The organism is Fictibacillus sp. 26RED30 (assembly GCF_015903845.1).
In the GTDB taxonomy this organism is placed as follows: domain Bacteria; phylum Bacillota; class Bacilli; order Bacillales; family Fictibacillaceae; genus Fictibacillus; species Fictibacillus phosphorivorans.
The window spans coordinates 14,607-35,481 of record NZ_JACZDV010000009.1 but is presented as its reverse complement, the minus strand read 5'-3'; the positions used below and the strand labels follow the sequence as shown (position 1 = coordinate 35,481).

At 36.4% G+C, this 20,875-nt stretch carries 14 protein-coding genes and 2 riboswitches; of the genes, 4 read left to right on the top strand and 10 right to left on the bottom strand.

Features of this window, described 5'->3' with window-relative positions; translation table 11 throughout:
- Nucleotides 1–136: 136 nt before the first annotated feature.
- The 6 genes from IHV11_RS20655 to IHV11_RS20630 all read right to left on the bottom strand — a co-directional run bounded on the left by IHV11_RS20655 (nt 137) and on the right by IHV11_RS20630 (nt 9,328).
- Nucleotides 137–1,435 carry an NCS2 family permease gene (locus tag IHV11_RS20655; protein ID WP_197196076.1) on the bottom strand — a complete coding sequence of 433 codons (1,299 nt, stop codon included), beginning with the start codon at nt 1,433–1,435 and terminating at the stop codon, nt 137–139.
- A gap of 328 nt (nt 1,436–1,763) precedes the next feature.
- A riboswitch (purine riboswitch) is annotated at nt 1,764–1,865 on the bottom strand.
- Between the two features lie 102 nt (nt 1,866–1,967).
- A complete protein-coding gene (gene guaA / locus IHV11_RS20650) occupies nt 1,968–3,524 on the bottom strand; it encodes a glutamine-hydrolyzing GMP synthase (protein ID WP_305069372.1) in 1,557 nt (518 codons plus the stop codon).
- A gap of 137 nt (nt 3,525–3,661) precedes the next feature.
- Nucleotides 3,662–3,763, bottom strand: a riboswitch (purine riboswitch).
- 40 nt (nt 3,764–3,803) lie between these two features.
- Nucleotides 3,804–6,002, bottom strand: a complete 2,199-nt coding sequence (locus IHV11_RS20645) for a transglutaminase domain-containing protein (RefSeq protein WP_197196075.1) — start codon at nt 6,000–6,002, stop codon at nt 3,804–3,806.
- The gene (locus tag IHV11_RS20640; protein ID WP_197196074.1) at nt 5,989–7,260 is read right to left on the bottom strand and encodes a DUF58 domain-containing protein; all 1,272 of its coding nucleotides are present in this window, start codon (nt 7,258–7,260) and stop codon (nt 5,989–5,991) included. The genes IHV11_RS20645 and IHV11_RS20640 overlap by 14 nt, the downstream gene beginning before the upstream one ends.
- Nucleotides 7,260–8,234: an AAA family ATPase gene (locus tag IHV11_RS20635; RefSeq protein ID WP_197134580.1), complete on the bottom strand. Its 975-nt coding sequence runs from the start codon at nt 8,232–8,234 to the stop codon at nt 7,260–7,262. Before IHV11_RS20635 ends, IHV11_RS20640 begins: the two co-directional genes overlap by 1 nt.
- A 383-nt stretch (nt 8,235–8,617) precedes the next feature.
- Nucleotides 8,618–9,328 carry a hypothetical protein gene (locus tag IHV11_RS20630; RefSeq protein WP_197196073.1) on the bottom strand — a complete coding sequence of 237 codons (711 nt, stop codon included), beginning with the start codon at nt 9,326–9,328 and terminating at the stop codon, nt 8,618–8,620.
- 305 nt (nt 9,329–9,633) lie between these two features.
- On the opposite strand from IHV11_RS20630, the gene IHV11_RS20625 reads away from it, so the two are divergent.
- From IHV11_RS20625 to IHV11_RS20615, 3 genes are all read left to right on the top strand, one after another.
- Nucleotides 9,634–10,158: an ECF transporter S component gene (locus IHV11_RS20625; protein WP_197196072.1), complete on the top strand. Its 525-nt coding sequence runs from the start codon at nt 9,634–9,636 to the stop codon at nt 10,156–10,158.
- Nucleotides 10,159–10,289: 131 nt separating this feature from the next.
- Nucleotides 10,290–10,697, top strand: coding sequence for a hypothetical protein (locus tag IHV11_RS20620; protein WP_197196071.1), 408 nt, complete (start codon nt 10,290–10,292; stop codon nt 10,695–10,697).
- A gap of 138 nt (nt 10,698–10,835) precedes the next feature.
- A complete protein-coding gene (locus IHV11_RS20615) occupies nt 10,836–12,017 on the top strand; it encodes a DUF4317 domain-containing protein (RefSeq protein ID WP_197196070.1) in 1,182 nt (393 codons plus the stop codon).
- Between the two features lie 163 nt (nt 12,018–12,180).
- Here IHV11_RS20615 and IHV11_RS20610 read toward each other — a convergent pair whose 3' ends face one another.
- On the bottom strand, nt 12,181–13,947 hold the full coding sequence (locus IHV11_RS20610) for an RNA-directed DNA polymerase (protein WP_197196069.1): 1,767 nt from the start codon (nt 13,945–13,947) through the stop codon (nt 12,181–12,183).
- Nucleotides 13,948–14,319: 372 nt separating this feature from the next.
- Between IHV11_RS20610 and drt3a the strand changes: the two genes are divergently transcribed.
- On the top strand, nt 14,320–15,678 hold the full coding sequence (drt3a, locus tag IHV11_RS20605; protein WP_197196068.1) for an antiviral reverse transcriptase Drt3a: 1,359 nt from the start codon (nt 14,320–14,322) through the stop codon (nt 15,676–15,678).
- 222 nt (nt 15,679–15,900) lie between these two features.
- Here the strand turns inward: drt3a and IHV11_RS20600 are convergent, their stop codons facing one another.
- From IHV11_RS20600 to groL, 3 genes are all read right to left on the bottom strand, one after another.
- Complete coding sequence (locus tag IHV11_RS20600; RefSeq protein WP_197196067.1) at nt 15,901–16,914, bottom strand: hypothetical protein; 1,014 nt, start codon at nt 16,912–16,914, stop codon at nt 15,901–15,903.
- 1 nt (nt 16,915) lies between these two features.
- The gene (locus IHV11_RS20595; RefSeq protein ID WP_197196066.1) at nt 16,916–18,778 is read right to left on the bottom strand and encodes an AAA family ATPase; all 1,863 of its coding nucleotides are present in this window, start codon (nt 18,776–18,778) and stop codon (nt 16,916–16,918) included.
- Between the two features lie 383 nt (nt 18,779–19,161).
- The gene (gene groL, locus IHV11_RS20590; RefSeq protein ID WP_137792217.1) at nt 19,162–20,799 is read right to left on the bottom strand and encodes a chaperonin GroEL; all 1,638 of its coding nucleotides are present in this window, start codon (nt 20,797–20,799) and stop codon (nt 19,162–19,164) included.
- Between the last annotated feature and the right edge of the window lie 76 nt (nt 20,800–20,875).

Genomic DNA, 20,875 nt, shown 5'->3' with positions numbered 1-20,875 from the left:
CTGCACACTATTATAATGAAGAAACTTATTTTTTGCATCTCTCTTCCTTAAAGTTATCGGCTATCTTTTTTATTTGTTTTCCTATCCATACAAAAAAGGAATGCCCGAAAACGGACATTCCTACGAAAGTTTTTCTCTATTCGACTAAGAATACAAAATAGCTGATGAAGACGATGAAGAGAACCCACATGATCGGGTGAACTTCTTTTACACGTCCTTTTACTGTCATTGTTAGTGGGTACATGACAAACCCTAGTGCGATACCTGTTGCGATGCTGTATGTGAGCGGCATGGCGATCAGCGTTAAGAATGCTGGTACTGCGATTTCTAAACGGTCCCACTTGATCTTGCTTAGTACCGATACCATCAATACACCGACGATGATCAGTGCTGGTGCTGTTACAGATGGTGTTACGACTACTAATAATGGTGAGAAGAAAAGAGCTAATAAGAACAATCCACCCGTTACAACGGACGTGAATCCTGTACGTCCACCCGCTGCTACACCGGAAGCTGATTCGATATATGCTGTTGTTGAAGATGTTCCAAGTATCGCACCAACTGCGATCGCTGAAGAATCTGCAAGCAACGCCTTACCTGCACGAGGCAGCTTGTTGTCTTTCATAATTCCCGCTTGTGATGCAACTGCCATCAATGTGCCTGCTGTATCAAAGAAATCAACGATAAAGAACGTTAGAACAACGACCATCATGTCGATCGTAAAAATTTGATCAAAGTGAGAGAAAGCTTGTCCGAATGTTGGCGCAAGGCTCGGAATCGCTCCTACGATTTGATCAGGCTTATTGATCAAGCCAGCAAAGATACCAACTACAGCTGTGATCACCATTCCGTAGAAGATTCCTCCACGAACGTTTCGAATCATCATTAAAATCGTAATGATGAAACCAAAGATGGCAAGAAGTGTCGGACCTTGCGTTAAGTCACCAAGAGAAACAAGTGTTGCTTCACTTGGAGCAACGATTCCCGCGTTCTTCAGTCCGATAAATGCGATGAACAGTCCGATACCGGACGCTGCAGCGAACTTTAAATCTTCTGGGATCGCGTTTATGATGGTTTCACGAATTTTAAATAAAGTAATAAAAATAAAGATAATTCCAGACATCAATACGCCAGCAAGTGCTGTCTGCCACGGAATATCCATGACTAAGACTACTGAGTATGCGAAGAATGCGTTAAGTCCCATACCTGGCGCAAGTGCGATCGGATATTTTGCTACGATCCCCATGAAAAGTGTTCCAAGGGCCGCTGCAAGTGCAGTTGCCGTGAACACGGCACCTTTATCCATACCAGCATCGCCTAATACGGATGGGTTAACGAATAAAATATAAGCCATCGCAAGGAACGTTGTTAATCCCGCTGTTGCTTCTTTTTTGTAAGAAGTGTTGAACTCCTTGAATCCAAAATACTTTTCCATCTATATATCCCCCTATACCCTGTCTACGTATAAAAACGAAAGCTATTTCAAGTCGCTTTTGGATGAGGTTGATTTCCGTTTCAGGTGCTCGCTTTCCGCGGGGCAAGCGGTGAGCCACATTCGTACGTTTCACGTATAAGTGTCTCACCTGCACGCCTGTCCCGCAGGAGTCTCGCACCCTACACTACAATCAACTTTCAAAGATGAAATTCAGCGACTAGCAGCAATCTATAGAAAATAACTAACAAAAAGACCCAAGGGACAAGCCCTTGGGTCTGAATACGTAAGAGTTAATGAAACGAGGCCTATGCAAAGAGAGCATGTGCGCCATGTTTCAAAAATCCTTCGTAGTCAGACCATTTACGGCAGTCTGGTAGAAACTTTCGGGCCATATCCCCGAATTTATACGTAGGAAATACATTTAATTTTTAATTACTACTTGAGTATAGGTCGAACTTTGTCGTACGTCAAGCGTTTTTACGAATGATTTTATGTTATTTTGCAATAATCGTTCGTGTTTTCGCTTTCAAACCTATTCCCACTCGATCGTTGCTGGTGGCTTAGACGTAATATCGTACACCACGCGGTTGATGTGATCCACTTCGTTTACGATACGTGTAGAGATCTTTTCTAGTACGTCCCAAGGGATACGTGCCCAGTCAGAAGTCATTCCGTCGATCGACGTTACAGCACGAATACCAATCGTGTAATCGTACGTACGAGCGTCACCCATAACACCGACACTACGGATGTCAGGTAGGACCGTGAAATATTGCCACACTTCACGCTCTAAACCAGCTTTTGCGATCTCTTCACGAAGAATGAAATCAGACTCACGAACGATCTCTAATTTTTCTTCTGTAATCGCACCAAGTACACGAATTCCTAGGCCTGGGCCTGGGAACGGCTGACGCCAAACGATGTGCTCAGGAATACCAAGCTCTGTACCTACTTTACGCACTTCATCTTTAAAGAGTGTGTTAAGAGGTTCGATCAATTTGAACTGCATGTCTTCAGGAAGTCCGCCAACGTTATGGTGAGACTTGATCGTTTGTGCAGTAGCTGTACCGCTCTCTACGATATCTGTGTAAAGCGTGCCTTGTGCAAGAAACTCGATGCCTTGTAGGTTTGACGCTTCTTCATCAAATACGTAGATGAACTCGTTACCGATAATCTTACGTTTCTTCTCAGGGTCAGATACACCTTCAAGCTTGCTTAAGAAACGCTCTTTCGCATCGACCTTAATGATGTTAATGTTGAATCCTTCGCTGAACGTTTTCATAACTTGATCTGCTTCATCTTTACGAAGTAGACCATGGTCAACGAAGATACATGTTAACTGGTCACCGATTGCTTTGTGAACAAGTACGGCAACAACAGATGAGTCAACGCCACCTGACATTGCGCAGATTACTTTTTTGTCGCCAACAACGTCACGGATCTTTTGAATTTCGTCTTCGATCCAGTTTTCCATCGTCCAGTTTCCTTCACATTCACAAACAGATTTTACGAAGTTATCCAGAAACTCGATACCGTACTCTGAATGACGAACTTCTGGGTGGAATTGTACACCGTAAAGTTTACGAGATACATCACTCATCGCCGCTACAGGACAAGAAAGACTTGTAGCGTCTGTTACGAAACCTTCTGGTGGCGCAACAACCAAGTCGCTATGGCTCATCCATACCACTTGTTGTTCTGGAAGTTTTTCATAGAGCTTGTTCGTGTTTGTTACAGTGATTTCTGCTTTACCGTATTCACGGTGGCTCGCGCGCTCTACTTTACCGCCGAAGTGATAGCTCATCAACTGCATACCATAACAGATACCAAGCACTGGGATATCCAGATCAAAAATAGCTGGATCACAAGCTGGTGCCCCGTCTGCATAAACAGAGTTAGGTCCACCAGAGAAGATGATTCCTTTTGGGTTCATTTTCTTTATATCTTCCGCCGTTGTCGTGTGCGGATGTAATTCACTGTATACTCCTAAATCACGGATACGACGTGCAATCAACTGATTATATTGTCCACCGAAATCTAACACAACGATCATTTCACTCATTACGTGCAAATCATTCGTTACGCTCATGTACTCACCCCATCTATTATTATCAGCTATAGTATCCGTCAGCTTGTCTATCTTTACACTTTCTTTATAAAACAAAAAAGAATTCTACCCTTGTTTTCCACATACAAAAACAAAGGCAGAATTCCTTAAAATGTAGCTATAAAGAATCCTGCCTTCATAGTCAGGTCATTTTCGGCAACCCGGTAGAGACTCTCGAACCTTATTATCGAGGATATACGAAGGAGAATAATATCTGACACTATAATCTTAAAGACATTCTAACAATGCCTGTTATAGCGGTCAAGGGCGGATTCTTTTAATTAAATTTTCCCACAATTCTTTATGAAAATCATTCCACAGATCTGACTGCTTTTTCGGACTGAATTGAACGCCTTCATAAGCTTTCGCGAGGATTCTCATGTCCTTTGTATCAAGCTCTCTGTCAACATACAGAGCGTACTCTCTCAACGTAAAGGCAGGTCTTCTTTTTATGCCATATACTTTTAATAGCCACATCAAGCGTTCGAAGGCTTGTTCAAAGCTATCAGCGCCTTTTTTGTGTTTGTAGCGCCAAATCGTGTACTGACGAAGCCATTTTCTGCGGAACAGATAAGCCAGCCCCGCGATCACAACAAGACCGATTAAAAGAACTACAGCTAGCGTCCCAACAGATTTCAGGATTGAATCTGAACCTGTTTTTTCTCCTGAAGCAGAACTATCATCCTTCGTAACGTCTTTTTCAGGCTTGTCTGGCTGAGTCGGAACAGGCGCAGCTGGTGTGGAATCCTTTTCTTCACTCTCTGGCTCGAACGGATTATCAAATCCGCGCGTCGGCTCGAAAGGAACCCATCCGATTCCTGAAAAATACACTTCTACCCAAGAGTGGGCGTTTGCGTTTGTAACGGTGTATTCGCGAAGACCATCATCACCAAGTGCCTCAAAGGTTCCAGGAGTAAAGCCTTTTACCCAACGAGCAGGTATGCCAACAGAACGCAGCATCACGACCATCGACGTTGAGAAGTTATCGCAATACCCTATTTTCGTTTCAAACAAAAATTGATCAACGTAATCTTCATCGCCTTTTGGAACCGCAACTTCGATCGTGTTATAGCCATAGGCGTTTTTAGCAAAATAGCCTTCGACCGTTTTTACTTTATCGTAGAGCGTTGGTTGGTTGGCCGTAACGTCTTGCGCAAGATCTTTTACCCGCTGCGGCAATGTTTCTGGTAGCTGAAGGTAATTTTCTGTTATATAAACGGGGTATTGATTGTTGGAAGCTTTTAATTGCTCTTCTTTTATTACAGGTAACTGGTAGTCCATCTCGTATTCAGAAAGTTTCTCTTCACTCCCACCTTGAAAGGTAGAAATCTTCCCGTTAACACCATCTAACTGATAGTTGATGTCCGATTCTGCTTTAATGTTGGTTAACTTTCCTGGAATCATTAAAAATGAATATTCTTTTCGTTTTTCCGCTTCGATACGTGCTTTATGGTCTTTCATTTCTAATCCATCTTCCCAGACTCTCGTGTAATTCGTATCGGCTGAAGGATTATCTGCTTCTAAAGCGATCGCTTGAGTCGGAATCTTATTTTCCCACCCTTTACCGGTGTAAAATTCTTTCGTTTCTATCCGCCAATAATGCCTGCCGTTATCATAAGCGGTGAAGATCGGCGTATAGTCGAACTCAAACGGCCCACCAAGCTGGCTGTCGTTTTCACCATAACCAATCTTTGCGATTCCAGCGCCTTTTCCTAGTCCTTCTTCTCCATCTTTTCCTGACATGTTCTGAAGAAACGGAACAGGATCTGGCCAGATTGGAGATGCTTTTGGTGCCACATACCCGAGAGCTGACGACAATGCAATGACGCCAGAAAGTGGTGCCACCCAAAGAACAGGGAACTTTCCTTTTAAAAGAGAAAACCCTTGCGTTTCAATAATCTTCATCATTCGTAAGATACCAACCAAGATCAGTCCGATGAAAACGGTACGGATGATCGCGAACTTGCCATCATACACCGTAAATGTATCGAGTATCGAAATATAGATAACCGTGATCAAGAAGAACAGGAAGATTCTGCGTGTCTGGACGAGCCAATAATGCATCAAATAACTGACGAGCCAGAGTAAAATAAAGAACAGAAGACTCCTGGAAAGAGACGTCATCTCGTTCCAGTTCTGGTCTGAAAAAAGCCCTAGATTATATTTGATATCTTCAATCAGAAACGGAACCCACTTAAACGATAAGAAGACATCAAAAAAGTAAAGCGAATGAAGCGCATATAACATCGCTCCCAATTTCACCGGAAAAGAAATCCAGAACGGAAGCTGAAAATACGTAACGATAAACAAAAAGAGCGTGTACATCACAAAAATCTGAATATCGTTCGTCGTCGTAAGCTCTTTAAGCGGTCTTAACCACTCCCATAAAAGAAGAAAGCCTAAGCCGTACAGAACTAAAACGTGTAGTGTTGACGCTTGTTGCTGATTAGATTGAGGCATACGTGCCACCTGCCTTCAGCGCTTCGTTAAAGTCAGAACCAATAATCGGTGTTACAGGCACACCGAACTGTCTGATTCGAGAGATATACGTGAGTTCTTGACTCTTCAATTTTGAGTCAAGCGCTAAGTAAAAGAAAATCACGTTCGTTTGCTGTCTGGATGCGATAAGCTCGAGCGTTTTCATCGTGTATTCAGAAAGGTTCGGTGAAATAATAAGTGCCGTCTTTCCTTCCATATAACCAGCCATGTATTCCTGCTTCAACCGTTCTTCAAACGGCAGCTTCACGTCTGACTTCACTTTTGCCAGTTCGTGAAGAATCCGCCACTCTTGTTCAACCCCAATATTCATCGGGATTTCTTTTCCGGATAGCGGATGATAGCCGATCGAACCACCTTTTGAGATCGCATAGTGAACGATGGATGCCGCAAGCGATACGCCGCGTTCAAACAGCCAATCATGCGTGCCGTAGCTCTTTTCACAATGATCAAGTACGATCACAAAATCATCGTTCCGTTGCTGTTCGAACACTTTCGTCAGCAGTTTGTTCGACCTCGCACTCGCTTTCCAGTGCAGCCAGTTCATTCGGTCGCCAGCGACATAATCACGCACACTGACTGTCGATGTATAGTCAGTAAACGAACGCTTCCCGACCTTTTTCATACCAGATTGCAGCATCTTCCCTGCTTCCCACCGCTCAATATCCTGGTACTGCGGGTACACAAAGATCTGGTCTTGAACGGAGACACTCGTGCTTTTCAAAACAAAGCCAAAGATGTCGCCTGTACTGATTTGTATCTGATCGAATTTAAACAATCCGCGTGGTGCCGGATTTATGGTATACGAGTATTCTAGATGCTTTCTGAACAACGGAAACAACAGGATACGAGACTGGATCTGATGCGTATTGCCCTCATATCGCGTTTCACGAAGCAATACTTCTGGAAGCACGTCCTTAACGACCACGTAGAAAAGCGGAAAGTTGCTGCGCCGTTTGATGACAATTGTCACTTCTATTTCTTCGCCTGCCATCAATTTGTTTTTAGAGATATATCGATCGACTTTCAATCTCTGTATCGGATAGAAAGCCATCGTTATAGAATAAAGAACAAGCGGAAGTACACTGTAAAATAGAAACCAGCTTACGAATCCACCTTGAAACATGGCAAAAGAGAATGTAACAAGTAGTAAAAAGATGATCCCTGAAAACCCGATCGGTGTTTTATACCGCTCCCGAAATTTATGAAGAAACGCCTTCATTATGCATGCTGTTCCTTATGAATAGGTGCAGGCACACGTGCCAAAAGCTCATTGATTACTTCTTCTGCTGAGACCCCTTCAAAGCGGGCTTCAGGTTTTAATAGCACACGATGAACAAGAACATACGGTGCTAAGTATTTCACATCATCAGGGATAACAAAATCACGGTTCATGAGAAGGGCAAAAGCCTGTGCTGCTTTTAATAACGCGAGCGATCCACGCGGACTAACACCGAGCGCAATGGATTTATGATTCCGTGTACGATTGATCAGATCAACGATATATCGCTTGATCGAATCTGATACATAGATGTTCTTCACAGCTGTTTTCAATTCTGAGATTTCTTCAGGCGAGATGGCTGGTTTAAGGAGATGAATCGGGTGTTCGTTTCCAATCACGTTCAATACATTAAATTCTTCCTCTGGAGTTGGATACCCCATCGTAAGCTTCATTAAGAATCGGTCAAGCTGTGCTTCTGGAAGCGGATAAGTTCCCTCGTATTCGATCGGATTTTGTGTGGCCATAACTAAGAAAGGATCGGGCAGTATGTGCGTCTGTCCATCAACCGTCATGCTCATTTCTTCCATCGATTCAAGAAGTGCCGATTGCGTCTTCGGTGACGTACGGTTGATCTCATCGGCGAGAATGATGTTTCCAACGAGAGGACCCGGTCTAAATTCAAAACTCATATCTTTTTGGTTATATATCGATACCCCCGTCATATCAGACGGCAATAAATCAGGTGTGAACTGGATGCGGTTAAATGTTAGGCCCAGAGATTTAGCGATGGATCGCACCATCATCGTCTTCCCTACTCCTGGTACGTCTTCAAGTAAAACATGTCCCCCTGCTAATAACGAAACAAGCGTTAACTCTGTAACCTTCTTCTTACCTACCATAACCTTTTCTACGTTTGCGATGACCTCTCTAAGATGAGGATGATATTCAAATGTCTTTTCATTTCTAGCGCTCATGATAGACTCCCCTCTAACATTTCTGTCTCTACATTATTTAATTTTTTCTTTCCTTTAAATATTCTCATCAGACAGACGATATTCCTTGTTTTTTTACAAAAAAAGAGCAGATTCGATATCAGTGAACAAATAAAAAAGATGCACCTTAAACAGTACACCGTAATCGCTCTTTCTAAATATTGTTTTGAGATATTAAACTCTAATTTCCCAAGCTTAATAAGTATGCTGTTTTTGTAGATATTTCTCGGGAAATTGTAGAAATATGACGATTGAATGTTGATGAATGTATCTTGTATCGTTGTAAAGTCCATATCGGGTCACGATATATCTATGTAAAAAGAGCTTCATAGCGCTTGACCGTATCGCCCCCCGATACACAAAACTTACTTTCTAAATAGAGATAGAATCGCTTCCCATTTGCTTTTCGGTCGGCTTTGAACCACGATTTCTAATCGTCTATTAAAATCGTTCTGTAGGCGCCATTCTTTTACATTATCTTCTCTTAACTTTTGAATTTCTTGCTGCAGAAGTTCACTTTTCTCTTTTTCCTGTTCTAGCAATGCTTCGTATTGTTCTTTCTGTTGATTAGTCAGCTTCTCAATCTTAGCGTTCGTTTTCTGAGCTGCGTTTCCGACATTCGCACTGATTGCATGATGATCTTGCTGAAGTCTTGATACGGTTACTTTAAGCTCTGACATATCGTTTGTCAGCTGCGCATTCATCTCGCGTGTCGCTGCTAATTCATTCGCTAGCATCATCAAGACTTCTCGTAATTGATTAGGGTCTTGTGGAAGGTTCTCATATGTATCGGGTAACGCTACGTCCGTTTGAATCGTTTCTTTCAATCTTTCTTTTTGTTGAAGCACGAGATCTTTAGCAGTATCGTCTAATGGCTTATCTGTATCGCGTAGCGCTATGAGCGATTCGATGTCAGATTGAACGAAGATACGTCGATCTCCATCCTTTAAAAACTCGTATCCGTTTCGTTCTAAAATTTGTCCATACTTTCGAACAGTAGGTGTTGCAATCCCTACTTCTTCTGCAACTTCCTTGGAGGAGAAAGCTCGTTCATTCGGTTGTATATCACGTCGCATATCGGGCCTCCTTCATTTCTCTTCATCTATTCCTTATATCGCCATGCGATACATATCGTTTAATTCCTCTACTATAGGCATTCGCAATGAACTGTATCGATACGTCTATGCTCTACAAAATAGATTTCGGCAAATGTGTCGTTCTCCCCTTCTTTCCTTTTGAGAAACTCGCTCATTCCACTAGTTTATTTTTCTATTTCTTCACCCTACCCATAAAATAGCTGTTTTCTAAAAGAATAAGGACATATATAATGAATAAGTGCAATCATTTTTTTACATTCATTTTTTATGAAAGAGGTTATGGTATGAATACTACTTATTCATCAATACAATCGACTAAAACAAGAATGTTAGTCATCAGCGCACTATTCGTGGCACTAACGCTTGTTGCAACAATGTTCATCAACATCAAGCTTCCCATCGCAGGAAACGGTGGTCTAATCCACTTAGGTAACATTCCTCTATTCGTAGCGGCTTTTGTTTTCGGCAGAAGAACCGGTGCTATTGCAGGTGCTTTTGGGATGGGATTATTCGATCTTCTATCTGGATGGACAATATGGGCTCCGTTCACCTTTATCATCGTTGGGGCAATGGGCTATGTAGCGGGCGCTATATCTGAAAAAGTACCAGGAAAACGTGTGCTCGTTTATTCCTTGGCAGTTGTCGTAGCTATGCTGATTAAAGTGGTAGGCTACTATTTTGCAGAAGTTGTGCTTTACAGCAACTGGATTCAACCATTCGGATCAATTCCAGGAAACGTTCTGCAAGTTGGATTTGCTGGACTAATCGTGGTTCCACTCGTAGCACGTATTAAGAAAAGAATTCTTTAGTAACAGAGACCCTGTGTCGTATCGGCTGAATCCCTATGCGATATGGGTTTTTTTTATATTTCGAAGTCCACTGAAACCTTTTAAGAATATGATGCGACTTACCATAAAAAGGATATTTTAAGGGGTGTAAAATGAAGAAGTCACTACTTAAACTGATTCTTATTACGTTAAGTATCTTGTTTGCTGGGTGCAGCGTTTATTCTGAAAGTAAAGAGACCGCTCCAAACCTCATTAAACAGGATAAAAAAGAAGCGCTTATTATTACAGGCGATGTGAATAAGACTTTTAAAAATAACAAGGCCGTTAGAATTGCTAGAGATGCGATACAGTCTGCTGAAAGAATACCTGGAATCTTAAATGTATCAAGAAATGATTTAGAGATGACTCTTGTTGATTCAAACGGTAATAAGGAGAGCTATTTACTTTGGTTACGAAAAGACAGAGATAGTGGCATGATTATGTATGCCGACGATACGAGTACAGGTTATACCCTGCAACGAGTTGATGTTGTTAAATTAAAAAAACTGTTAAACTTCTAAGGCAATCAATCTATGAACCGACAAAAACTTCACCTTCACACTTCACTCCTCCTGAATGTTAAAATAAAGAATACTTCCCTGTTAGACATATAGAGACTGTCAACTTAAAATCGCAACAACTTAGGAGTGTATAGAAGCATGAACAAAAAAGATATCGCTCAAATACGAAAACAGTTCAAAAAAGAGAACGATCTACTGAAGATCTCGAGCATCTTTAATGTGTATATTACGAAAGAATCCAGCGAGATCTACCATCACGTGAGTCAGCCTTTTGAGATGCTAGATGCTGAACAACAAGAGCTCTTTTTTAATAACTTCAAAAAATTGCTTGGTGGAAATCTCGATGAGAAGTTATTTGAATTAAAGTTTAATAGAAATGCTGAAAATAATAGCCAACTTATTCTGCATCAGGGATTACTTGCAAGCGATACAGAAGACTGGAAAGAGCGCATGCTTCAAATGGTAGGAAAAATGCTCTTAAACCGTCAGTACGAAAAGGATATCGTGATTACCTTTATTAAAGGAGAATACTATAAGCCGTCGAAGCGCAAAAATGATGAGGCGGAGATAAGTGAACGAGATGCCCTTTACTCCTTCCCCTTTATTTTGTGCAGCATAAATAATACACAAGAACCGAAGAAAGAACTGCTCTTTGATTATGTGGAAAAAGAGTTCAAGTACAATTTCGTGGTCGATCCTGTTATTAACCTGAACGCGCCGATCGGAGGATTCCTCTTCCCTTGTTTCAGTGATAATGCAGCAGACGTGAACCACATCCTGTACTCAGCAGGTAAAGTCCATGAGCCCGATTACGAATTCATCATGGACGTTTTAAATGGCGAAGAAATCATGACGGCAAAAGACGATAAGATCGTGTTTGAAGAAATTATTAAAGACGTAACACAAGATCAATTGAACACGTCTACCCTCTCCAATGTGTATGAAGAGATCAACCGGATGATTGAAGAGAACGAAGAGGAAGAACACCCACGACTAGATTCTAAGGACGTAGAGCGCGTTTTGAAAGCGAGCGGTATTGAAGATATCAGTGTGGAAAAGGTTGAATCTGCTTTCCAAAAAGTCATTGATGACGATAAGTATGAGATTAAGGCAAGCAGTGTTGTACCAAAATACAACTCGAAGTCGATTAAGATCGACACTAAGGTAGCTAAAATTTCGATTAGTCCGCAAGATTTAAGATATGTGAAACAAGTGCAGCTTAGCGGTAAACGTTACCTTATGATCGAAGTTGAGGAAGATACGGTGATTGAAGGCTTTACGATGATTCCGGAGGCTTTTGGGGAGAAGATTGAGAAATAGAAAGTAAATCACCTTACATCTTTTTTCCTTTGCTACTAAAATAATAAGCTATTCAAAAGCTTCTCAATTATAAATAAATAAATTAAGAGAAGCTTTATTAGCTGTGAAGAATATCAATAAAATAAATTTCAGTTAACACATAGTCAATTTAATTTAGACACTATTATCCCGAATTACTTGTTTCTAATTTTAGTGACTTTCTATCTAAGACTTCTATTATATCTTTAATATTTGCATCCCAATTCATAAATGGACTGTTAAAACCTTTTATAAAATCAATAAAAAAATTATATAAATTTTTTTCAGACCAATCTATGTTTATAATGTCTACCTTTCTTTTCAGGATATCTATTTTTGCTTTTGTTTCTTTGAATAGAATAGGACTAGTATAAAAGTCATAAATTAAGTAAAAGTCTTTAGAAACCAATATTTTTTTTATATTATATTTATTTATTTCACCATCTAGAAAATTTTGAACTACTTCATCTATTGTAAGATTTATTAACCTTTTAACATTTTTATATCTATATTTTCTTTCAGGCGCACTAATATAATAAGCTATAGTAGAAACTGTAAAATAATCATTGCTCTCATTAATAAAACGTATTAATAAGCCTTCCGGAATATCTTTCGCAATAAATCTTAAAAACACAAATAAATTAAGAACCTCAGTTCTTTTATTTGAGTGATATTTTAGTATCTCTAAAGACTTTTTATACAACAAATCTGTAGCATCTTCACCATTGTCTTTTTCACTAAGATATAAAAACAAGCTCAACTTTATAAATTTTAAAATATTCGAAAAGTTTATTGAAAATATTAATAAATATTGAATTAAATCAATTAATTTAAATAAAATATACTTCCTTATAGTATTATTTTTTTCATTTATATAGACTACTATTTCTTCTATCTTATTTTCAAAAAATTTTAATACATACCCAATTAACTTATGTTGTTCCCCAGGAAAATCTATCAATAATTCTTTTACTTCATCTGTTATTTCCTGAAATATGTTATTTATAACACGATGGTTTTCCCCGTTATACTCTGATAATATTTTATTAAAATTAACTAGTTTTATTCTAATTTTACTTTCCCATAAATTATTTTTAAAAAAAGGACGGTACTCCAACTGACTTTTAGTTTCATTAATTGATAATCTGTATCTAAAACAGGCTTCTTCTATCACTTTTTTTATTTCACTTGCATGGATGCTTTCATTACAAAATATAAAGATATCATCCATAAATCTTAGAACTTCATAATCTATTTTATTAAGTAATCTTTTTTGTTTTAATTTTTCATAGACAATTTTATCGATATTACATAGAACAAATTCTGCAATATATCTTGAAAATTCAGGTCCTACAACTATACCATTTGTCTCCCCGAAATTAGCTGCCTGTAATACTTTATCTAAAATTGTAGATACTCTTAAATTACTTCTATTTTCTTTAGCCAATTGTATATCTCCAAGATAAGACCAGTCTAATGAATGAGTATAAATATTGTAGAAACAATTTTGAAAATCTATTTTCATTAATTTTGAATACTTAATTTCCAATTTTCTTATGAAATTCGAGTTGTAAAAATGATTTATTCTAGTAAACCTCTTTTTTATAAAATAGCTGGATGGATACCAAGAAGAGTCATCACTATCTTCATTTAAAAGAGAGAGTAAATTTTTCGATATAGTATCATTGATATTTACAAACTTATTATTTACTTTATATGGATATCTCAAAGAAAATATAGCATTCTGCTTAAAAAAATTAATTATTTCTAGATCGTATTTTTCTACTACTTTAAATATATTTAATTGTGCTAGTGGATGAATAAGACTTAAAAGTCTGGTACTAGATTCATTTTTATAAATAAGAAAATTAAAGGGTTGAGTAGTTTCTATTTTGGGGAATAACTTATCCAATGAGTATTGATTCCAATGATTCGTTTTCACAACGTCAAGTTTATTTAGATATTTATATAAATTGTCATTGGAAAAAATCAGTGGCACTTCATAAGGCAAAACATCAGTAAGTAAAAATTCACTTTTATTTATAATTTTTATTCTCTCCCTAAAAGATTGTATGGTAAAATTATACTGCGCGGTTAGACGTCAGTATAGAATGTAATGTATTGTAACACTTTTACACTCTATCCATCCTCAAGAATATTTTGCACTTATAACAAAAACCTAACAGGTCTAAAAGAAATAATAACTAGTTTATATTTCTGACTTTGTTGGATCTACACAACCCTTAAAGTTCGTCTAACCGGCTTAAATAGGAGTTGTTTTTTTATGAAGCATAAGCTCACTAAAGACTTGCTTAGGAATTATTATTCTTCTAAATATGATCAATTAAAAACTGGTAATGATCGTATTAGCCCCAAACAATTCAATAAAATTAAAGAAGATGAATTTAATTTGATATTGAAAAAGATTAGTAACGGGACTTATAAATTTACTTCTTTAAGAGAAGTGAGTCTTCCTTCTAATAGATTAGTTGTTATTCCTACTATTAGAGATAGACTCGTTTTAGAATATCTTAAAGATCGAATTAAGCAAAAGTACAGAATTACCTTTCCTAATAGAGACGATATAATACAATCTATTTTATTAAAATTTGAGTTTAAATTAGATTATTATATTATTCGCTTAGATATTAAGAAATTTTTTGATACAATACCACAACATATATTGTTAGGTAAAATAAAGGAAAAATCACTATTATCTTCGCAAGAATATTATATTCTTAAGGAATTATTTAAAAAGGTTGATAAAGGATTACCTCAAGGAATATCAATTAGTAATGTTCTTTCTGAAATATATATGAAAGTATTTGATGAAGAAATGAAACATCTAAATCCAAAAATAAACTATTATTCTAGATATGTTGACGATATTTTATTTATTATAAATGGGCAGCTGACTAAGAAAGAAATTACCGAACTAAAGAACAGAATTGATAGGATTTTTAAACATCATCATCTACAATTAAATAATAATGACGCAAAATACAAATTTACTATTTTTCCTTTAAACTCTAAAAATAACGATACTATCAATTGTTTTAAGTATCTAGGTTATGAATTTAAAGTTCAAAATAAAAAACTGAGTATCTCAGTTACTCAGGAAAAACTAGATAAATACTTAGAAAAAATAGTATTCTGTTTTAATGAATTTAAAAGTAATCGAAATCTTGAGTTATTAATTAGTAGATTAGATTTTTTAACAAAGAAGAATGCTGTTATTAAAAAAGAGCAGTTTATTACAAAAAACAAAGAAGTTAAATATAGAAAAAAAAGGATTTGTTTTGGCTTTGCTGAAAATTATAAATATATAAGTATGGATGAAAAAAATAAAGTTACTAATTATGTTGATGACCTAATTATTAGAGAAATAAATAACGTTAAAAATATTTTAAATTCTAAATTTCATGCTTATAGTAATTATGATAAAAAAAGATTATATAGCATTTCTTTAAAAGTTAATATGCATAAATTTAATGCGATTTATAAATATAAAAAGCTGGATTATATCCGTAAATTAATATCTATTAATCCCGTTTTAACACAACCTCATTTAAGTAAGTATTCTTATAAAGAATTGTCAAAAATGTTTTTTTATTATTTAAAATATGATTATCTAATCAGATAATCAATTATCTACAACACTCTGCTTTTATTGATTGAATACGTTCACGGTTAAATAAAATAATTTTTTTTATGTAAACACACTGTGTTCAATAAAAGACTACCTATTAGTTTAGTGTGTAGTCTTTTATTGAATATAATTATTTAAAAGAGCTCTGATTAATTCCCATTCTAAATCTTGAAATAAACATGTTTGTACGAAAAAGACATAAGAATCACAAAATATTTAAATCCACCCTCGAATTTGTAATTCCTTTGCGATATCAGTTATTAATTTTGAAAAAGGGCGATTATTAAAACCTTCCTCTTCTGTCTCACTATTAAAGACCATCCTTAGTACCTCATCTTTGTTATTGAATACACCAGGGTATGATTTGATTAAAGATTCAGCATATTCTTCAGAATACCAAATATGTTTCTGGAGGGTCTCCTTTACAATAGCACTATGTTCATTGTAAAGTTTTTCAAGCAGAAAAATTTTAATGTTATTCTTAGCCTTCCTTTCAAAATTTGAATCCTTCGTGTGAGATCTCAACCTTATATCAATTTTACCATTCTTAGTAATAAGTGACTCAATGCTATCTGTAAGATCAAAAGTAAATCTATAATTATCTCCAAATGAATCAAGATAAGGATGAATATTAGTATTTATAAAAAATTTCTTTTGTCCTTTCAAAGAAGAATTGCATACTGAACAACTTGGAATTAAATTGTATAAGGAAATTGCTAAAAAAGGATAAGTTGCTTTATCAAAAAAATGGTCGAGTTGAGCTCTTGTTTTTTGTTTTTCTGTATATAGAGTTGTAATATATTGACGATTACAGTAAGGACAAACTTGAATATTAATTTTATTCAATAGTTCATAAGCACACCAAACATTTGTATTAGTGGCACGGGTAAACATATTATAATTAAATACAATTTTTAATTCTTTATTCAGAATAGAGGCTTTACTACGTTTTTTTTCACCTTTTATAATATCTTTTCTTAATTGAAGAGAATAATTTTTATGTATATGTAAGATAATTTTCTGGTGCTGTTGAGGAGTACCCACTAAAATCTGATAGCGAATCTTCCGTAAAAACCGTAAAAACCTATGTTCCTCTTCCGATTTTTTGTTTTCCAAATTTTTAGCTTTAATAATTTTATCAAGTTTCGGTAATAATTTATCATTAAAAAAATTGATATGGAGTTCTTCAATTTCGCTTTTCAGATGGTTATCCAATTTAATTTTAATCAATTTATAATCCTCTATTATTTAGTCGTTTCTCAATTTGATCCAGTCTTCTGTGGACTTGTAAATAATCAACAGTAAGTACATTGTTTAACATATTAAATAACTTATTTCTAATAATTGGTTCTCCGATGTAACGTAACTGTTTAGATATTTGAGATTCATTCACTCTAATTTCTTCTGGATCTTTATTATTAAGTAGACTAATAATATTATTAATTTTAATTTTGGCTACTTCTCCGACTAATCCATTTTCCATGAAAAACGAATTATTAAGAAGCGTATTAATGTTAGAAGCAAATGTAAGTTGATTATCTTCTAATCCTTCGGTAACTTGTAATCCGTTTTCTCCCTTTTTCAAAAATATCACATTTCTATTCGGCAAGTCTGATAATACAAATGGAGAGTGTGTAGAAACGATTAATTGTATTTTTTTATAAATGTATACTGATGAAATAGCTCTAAGTAAATACCAAAGCCACTTACGCTGCCACTCAGGATGAAAATAAAGCTCACCTTCATCAATAATAATTACAACGTTAGTTAAATGTTTGGGCAATTTGCTCATAGCATAATGTAACCTTGAATAAATATTTAGTCTTGCAACTTGCCCGGCACTTAGTTCCACCCATTCAAAATAGAGATAACCTTTTCTTCTAAATGAGCGTAAATAGTTGTTAATAAAATCTCTTAACAATATATGATTTGTTGAAATTTTGATATGAGAATAACAATCAAAAGTGCTGACATCCTGATAAATTTCTGTGAAATTTTCAACTGTCATAAAGATATAATGTGAAGATTTTTGCCATTTTCTTATTATTTTTATATTTTTTAATTCATTTTTATAACCCGCAACTTTAAAAAGATTATCTTCTAGGGAAACACTAAATTGATTAATTGCGATTAAAGTTAAATTTGCCAAATCCTTAACTTGTGCATCAATCTTATTCTTTAAACAGTTAGTAATATAGTTGATTAATTCATCAAAATTTGTGTTATTATTTATCAAATATTCTGCTATTCTTCTCGGAAGCTTAAGTATGTCTAACCATAATACTTTGATAATGTGCGATATGAATTGAATATAAAAATGAGAACTTTTTTGTTTTTTTAATAGTTCCCTGAATACTCCGTGTAACTTTTTTATATTTTTAATACTAATATTAAGGAATTGATTACGATTATTAATTTGTTTTTGATCTATCGAATCCATATACCAACTATCTAGTTCCTTCAAAAAGTCATTTGTTGTCTCCAAAGTCAAATTACAAATAACTTTTTCTGGAAGTTCAAAATCTATTAAAGAAGAAAAATTTTTATCAATTGCAAAAGTAATTTGTCTTAAGAATTCAATTGCACGAAACTGTTCGAATCCTTCTTTTGTAATTAAAAAGTTAGTAGATATATTGAATAGTTTGGAGTTGGGTTCTTCTCTCCTAGTTATATCGAGTATATTAGATAAATAAATAAATCTACAAGAGGCAAAAAACTCGCTTAGACTAGTTCGTATAATCTCTACAGGTGACTTTTTCAACTCACATTTTGCCCCTGATATATAATAGTCCCCATTATTGCTTTTATAGCATAAAATATAATCTTCTATATTATGACCCGATAAATACTTTAAAAAATCAAGGAAATTTGTTTTTCCTGTACCATTTTCACCAGCGATACCAGATACATTCAATATATTTGAATAGGAAACACTTTGTTCTGGAAAGATATCAAAAAAACCTGGAATATGCATCACGTTTTGTTCTACTTCAAGGTAACCTCCTTCATAATGAAATAACAATTCTCCCCCAAAATTAAACCCCTGATTACTTATATTCTTGTAACCTCTTATCCATAGATACAGAATTTCCACTGCTAACCCTCTTTCCTAAATAAACTAATTAAGCATAAAATTTCCAATAAATTTTATTATAGCATTTTAAGAACTATGTAATAGATTATTTATTAAAAAATGCAATTTATTATGTTATAAACTTGATTACGTGTCTAAAAAAGAAACACTGCTCATGTAATACCGTTATAGTCAACTGAAACTCTTCTAACTGGCTTTATAAGAGGTAATAAAGAAACGAAAGATAGCCAAATTATAAAAGATTCTATCACTGAATGAAAAAAGGGTTTCCAACAGTTTATTAAACTGTTGAAAACCCTTGGCTATACTTAGCTCAAATTTAAAAACAAGTATAAATTTTAATTAATTTTTTTGCCGTAGCTATTACAGGCGTTAAAGCTTACTTACATCATGCCGCCCATTCCACCCATGCCCATTCCGGACATGTCAGGCATTCCGCCGCCAGCGTTTTCTTCTGGCTTATCCGCGATTACCGCTTCTGTTGTTAAGAACATTGCAGATACGGATGCTGCGTTTTGTAGAGCTGAACGTGTAACTTTTGTTGGGTCAACGATTCCAGATTCGAACATGTTTACCCACTCGCCTGTTGCTGCGTTGAAGCCGATTCCGATTTCTTCGTTCTTCAGACGCTCAACCACTACAGATCCTTCAAGACCTGCGTTGTGTGCGATTTGACGAACTGGTTCTTCTAGTGCACGAAGTACTAGTTTCACACCTGTTAACTCGTCGCCAGTCGCTTCTACTTGAGCGATCGCTTTTAGCACGTTAACTAGAGCTGTACCACCACCGGATACGATACCCTCTTCAACCGCTGCACGCGTAGAGTTTAGTGCGTCTTCGATACGAAGTTTGCGCTCTTTAAGCTCAGTTTCTGTAGCTGCACCAACTTTGATTACCGCTACTCCACCAGCTAATTTCGCTAAGCGCTCTTGTAATTTTTCTTTATCAAACTCAGAAGTTGTTTCTTCGAGTTGTGCTTTGATTTGGTTAACACGAGCTGCGATCTTAGAAGAATCTCCAGCACCTTCAACGATTGTTGTGTTTTCTTTTGTAACCACAACTTTAGAAGCTGTACCAAGCTGCGTGATGTTCGCAGTCTTAAGGTCAAGACCTAGCTCTTCAGTGATTACTTCACCGCCAGTTAAAACTGCGATGTCTTCTAGCATTGCTTTACGGCGGTCACCAAATCCAGGAGCTTTCACAGCTACTGCATTGAATGTTCCGCGAAGCTTGTTAACTACTAATGTAGCAAGTGCTTCACCTTCAACGTCTTCAGCGATCAACAATAGAGATTTTCCTTGTTGAACCACTTGCTCAAGTACTGGAAGGATTTCTTGGATGTTCGTAATCTTCTTATCTGTGATAAGGATGTACGGGTTCTCAAGCTCTGCTTCCATCTTGTCAGAGTTTGTTACCATGTATGGAGATGCATATCCGCGGTCGAACTGCATTCCTTCAACCACTTCAAGCTCTGTTGTGAATCCTTTTGATTCTTCAATCGTGATAACGCCGTCGTTTCCAACGCGCTCCATCGCTTCAGCAATCAATTGTCCTACTTCTTCGTCAGCTGCAGAGATCGCCGCAACTTGTGCGATAGACTCTTTGCCTTCGATTGGTTTAGAGATCGCTTTTAGTTCTTGAACAGCAGCAGCCGTTGCTTTTTCGATCCCTTTACGAAGTACCATTGGGTTTGCTCCGCTTGTTACGTTCTTTAATCCTTCACGGATCATCGCTTGAGCAAGAACTGTTGCAGTTGTTGTTCCGTCTCCTGCTACGTCGTTCGTTTTGCTCGCAACTTCAGCTACAAGCTTAGCACCCATGTTTTCGAATGCATCTTCAAGCTCGATTTCTTTTGCGATTGTAACACCGTCGTTTGTGATTAGAGGAGAACCGAATTTCTTCTCAAGCACAACGTTACGTCCTTTTGGTCCAAGTGTTACTTTTACAGCGTTTGCTAGTGCATCAACACCACGAAGCATTGAGCGGCGTGCGTCTTCACTAAATTTAATATCTTTAGCCATGTAAAAACCCTCCCATTAATTTTAAAAGTTAGTGACTTACATATGCTTTATGTTTGATTTATGTAGCTTCAAAACT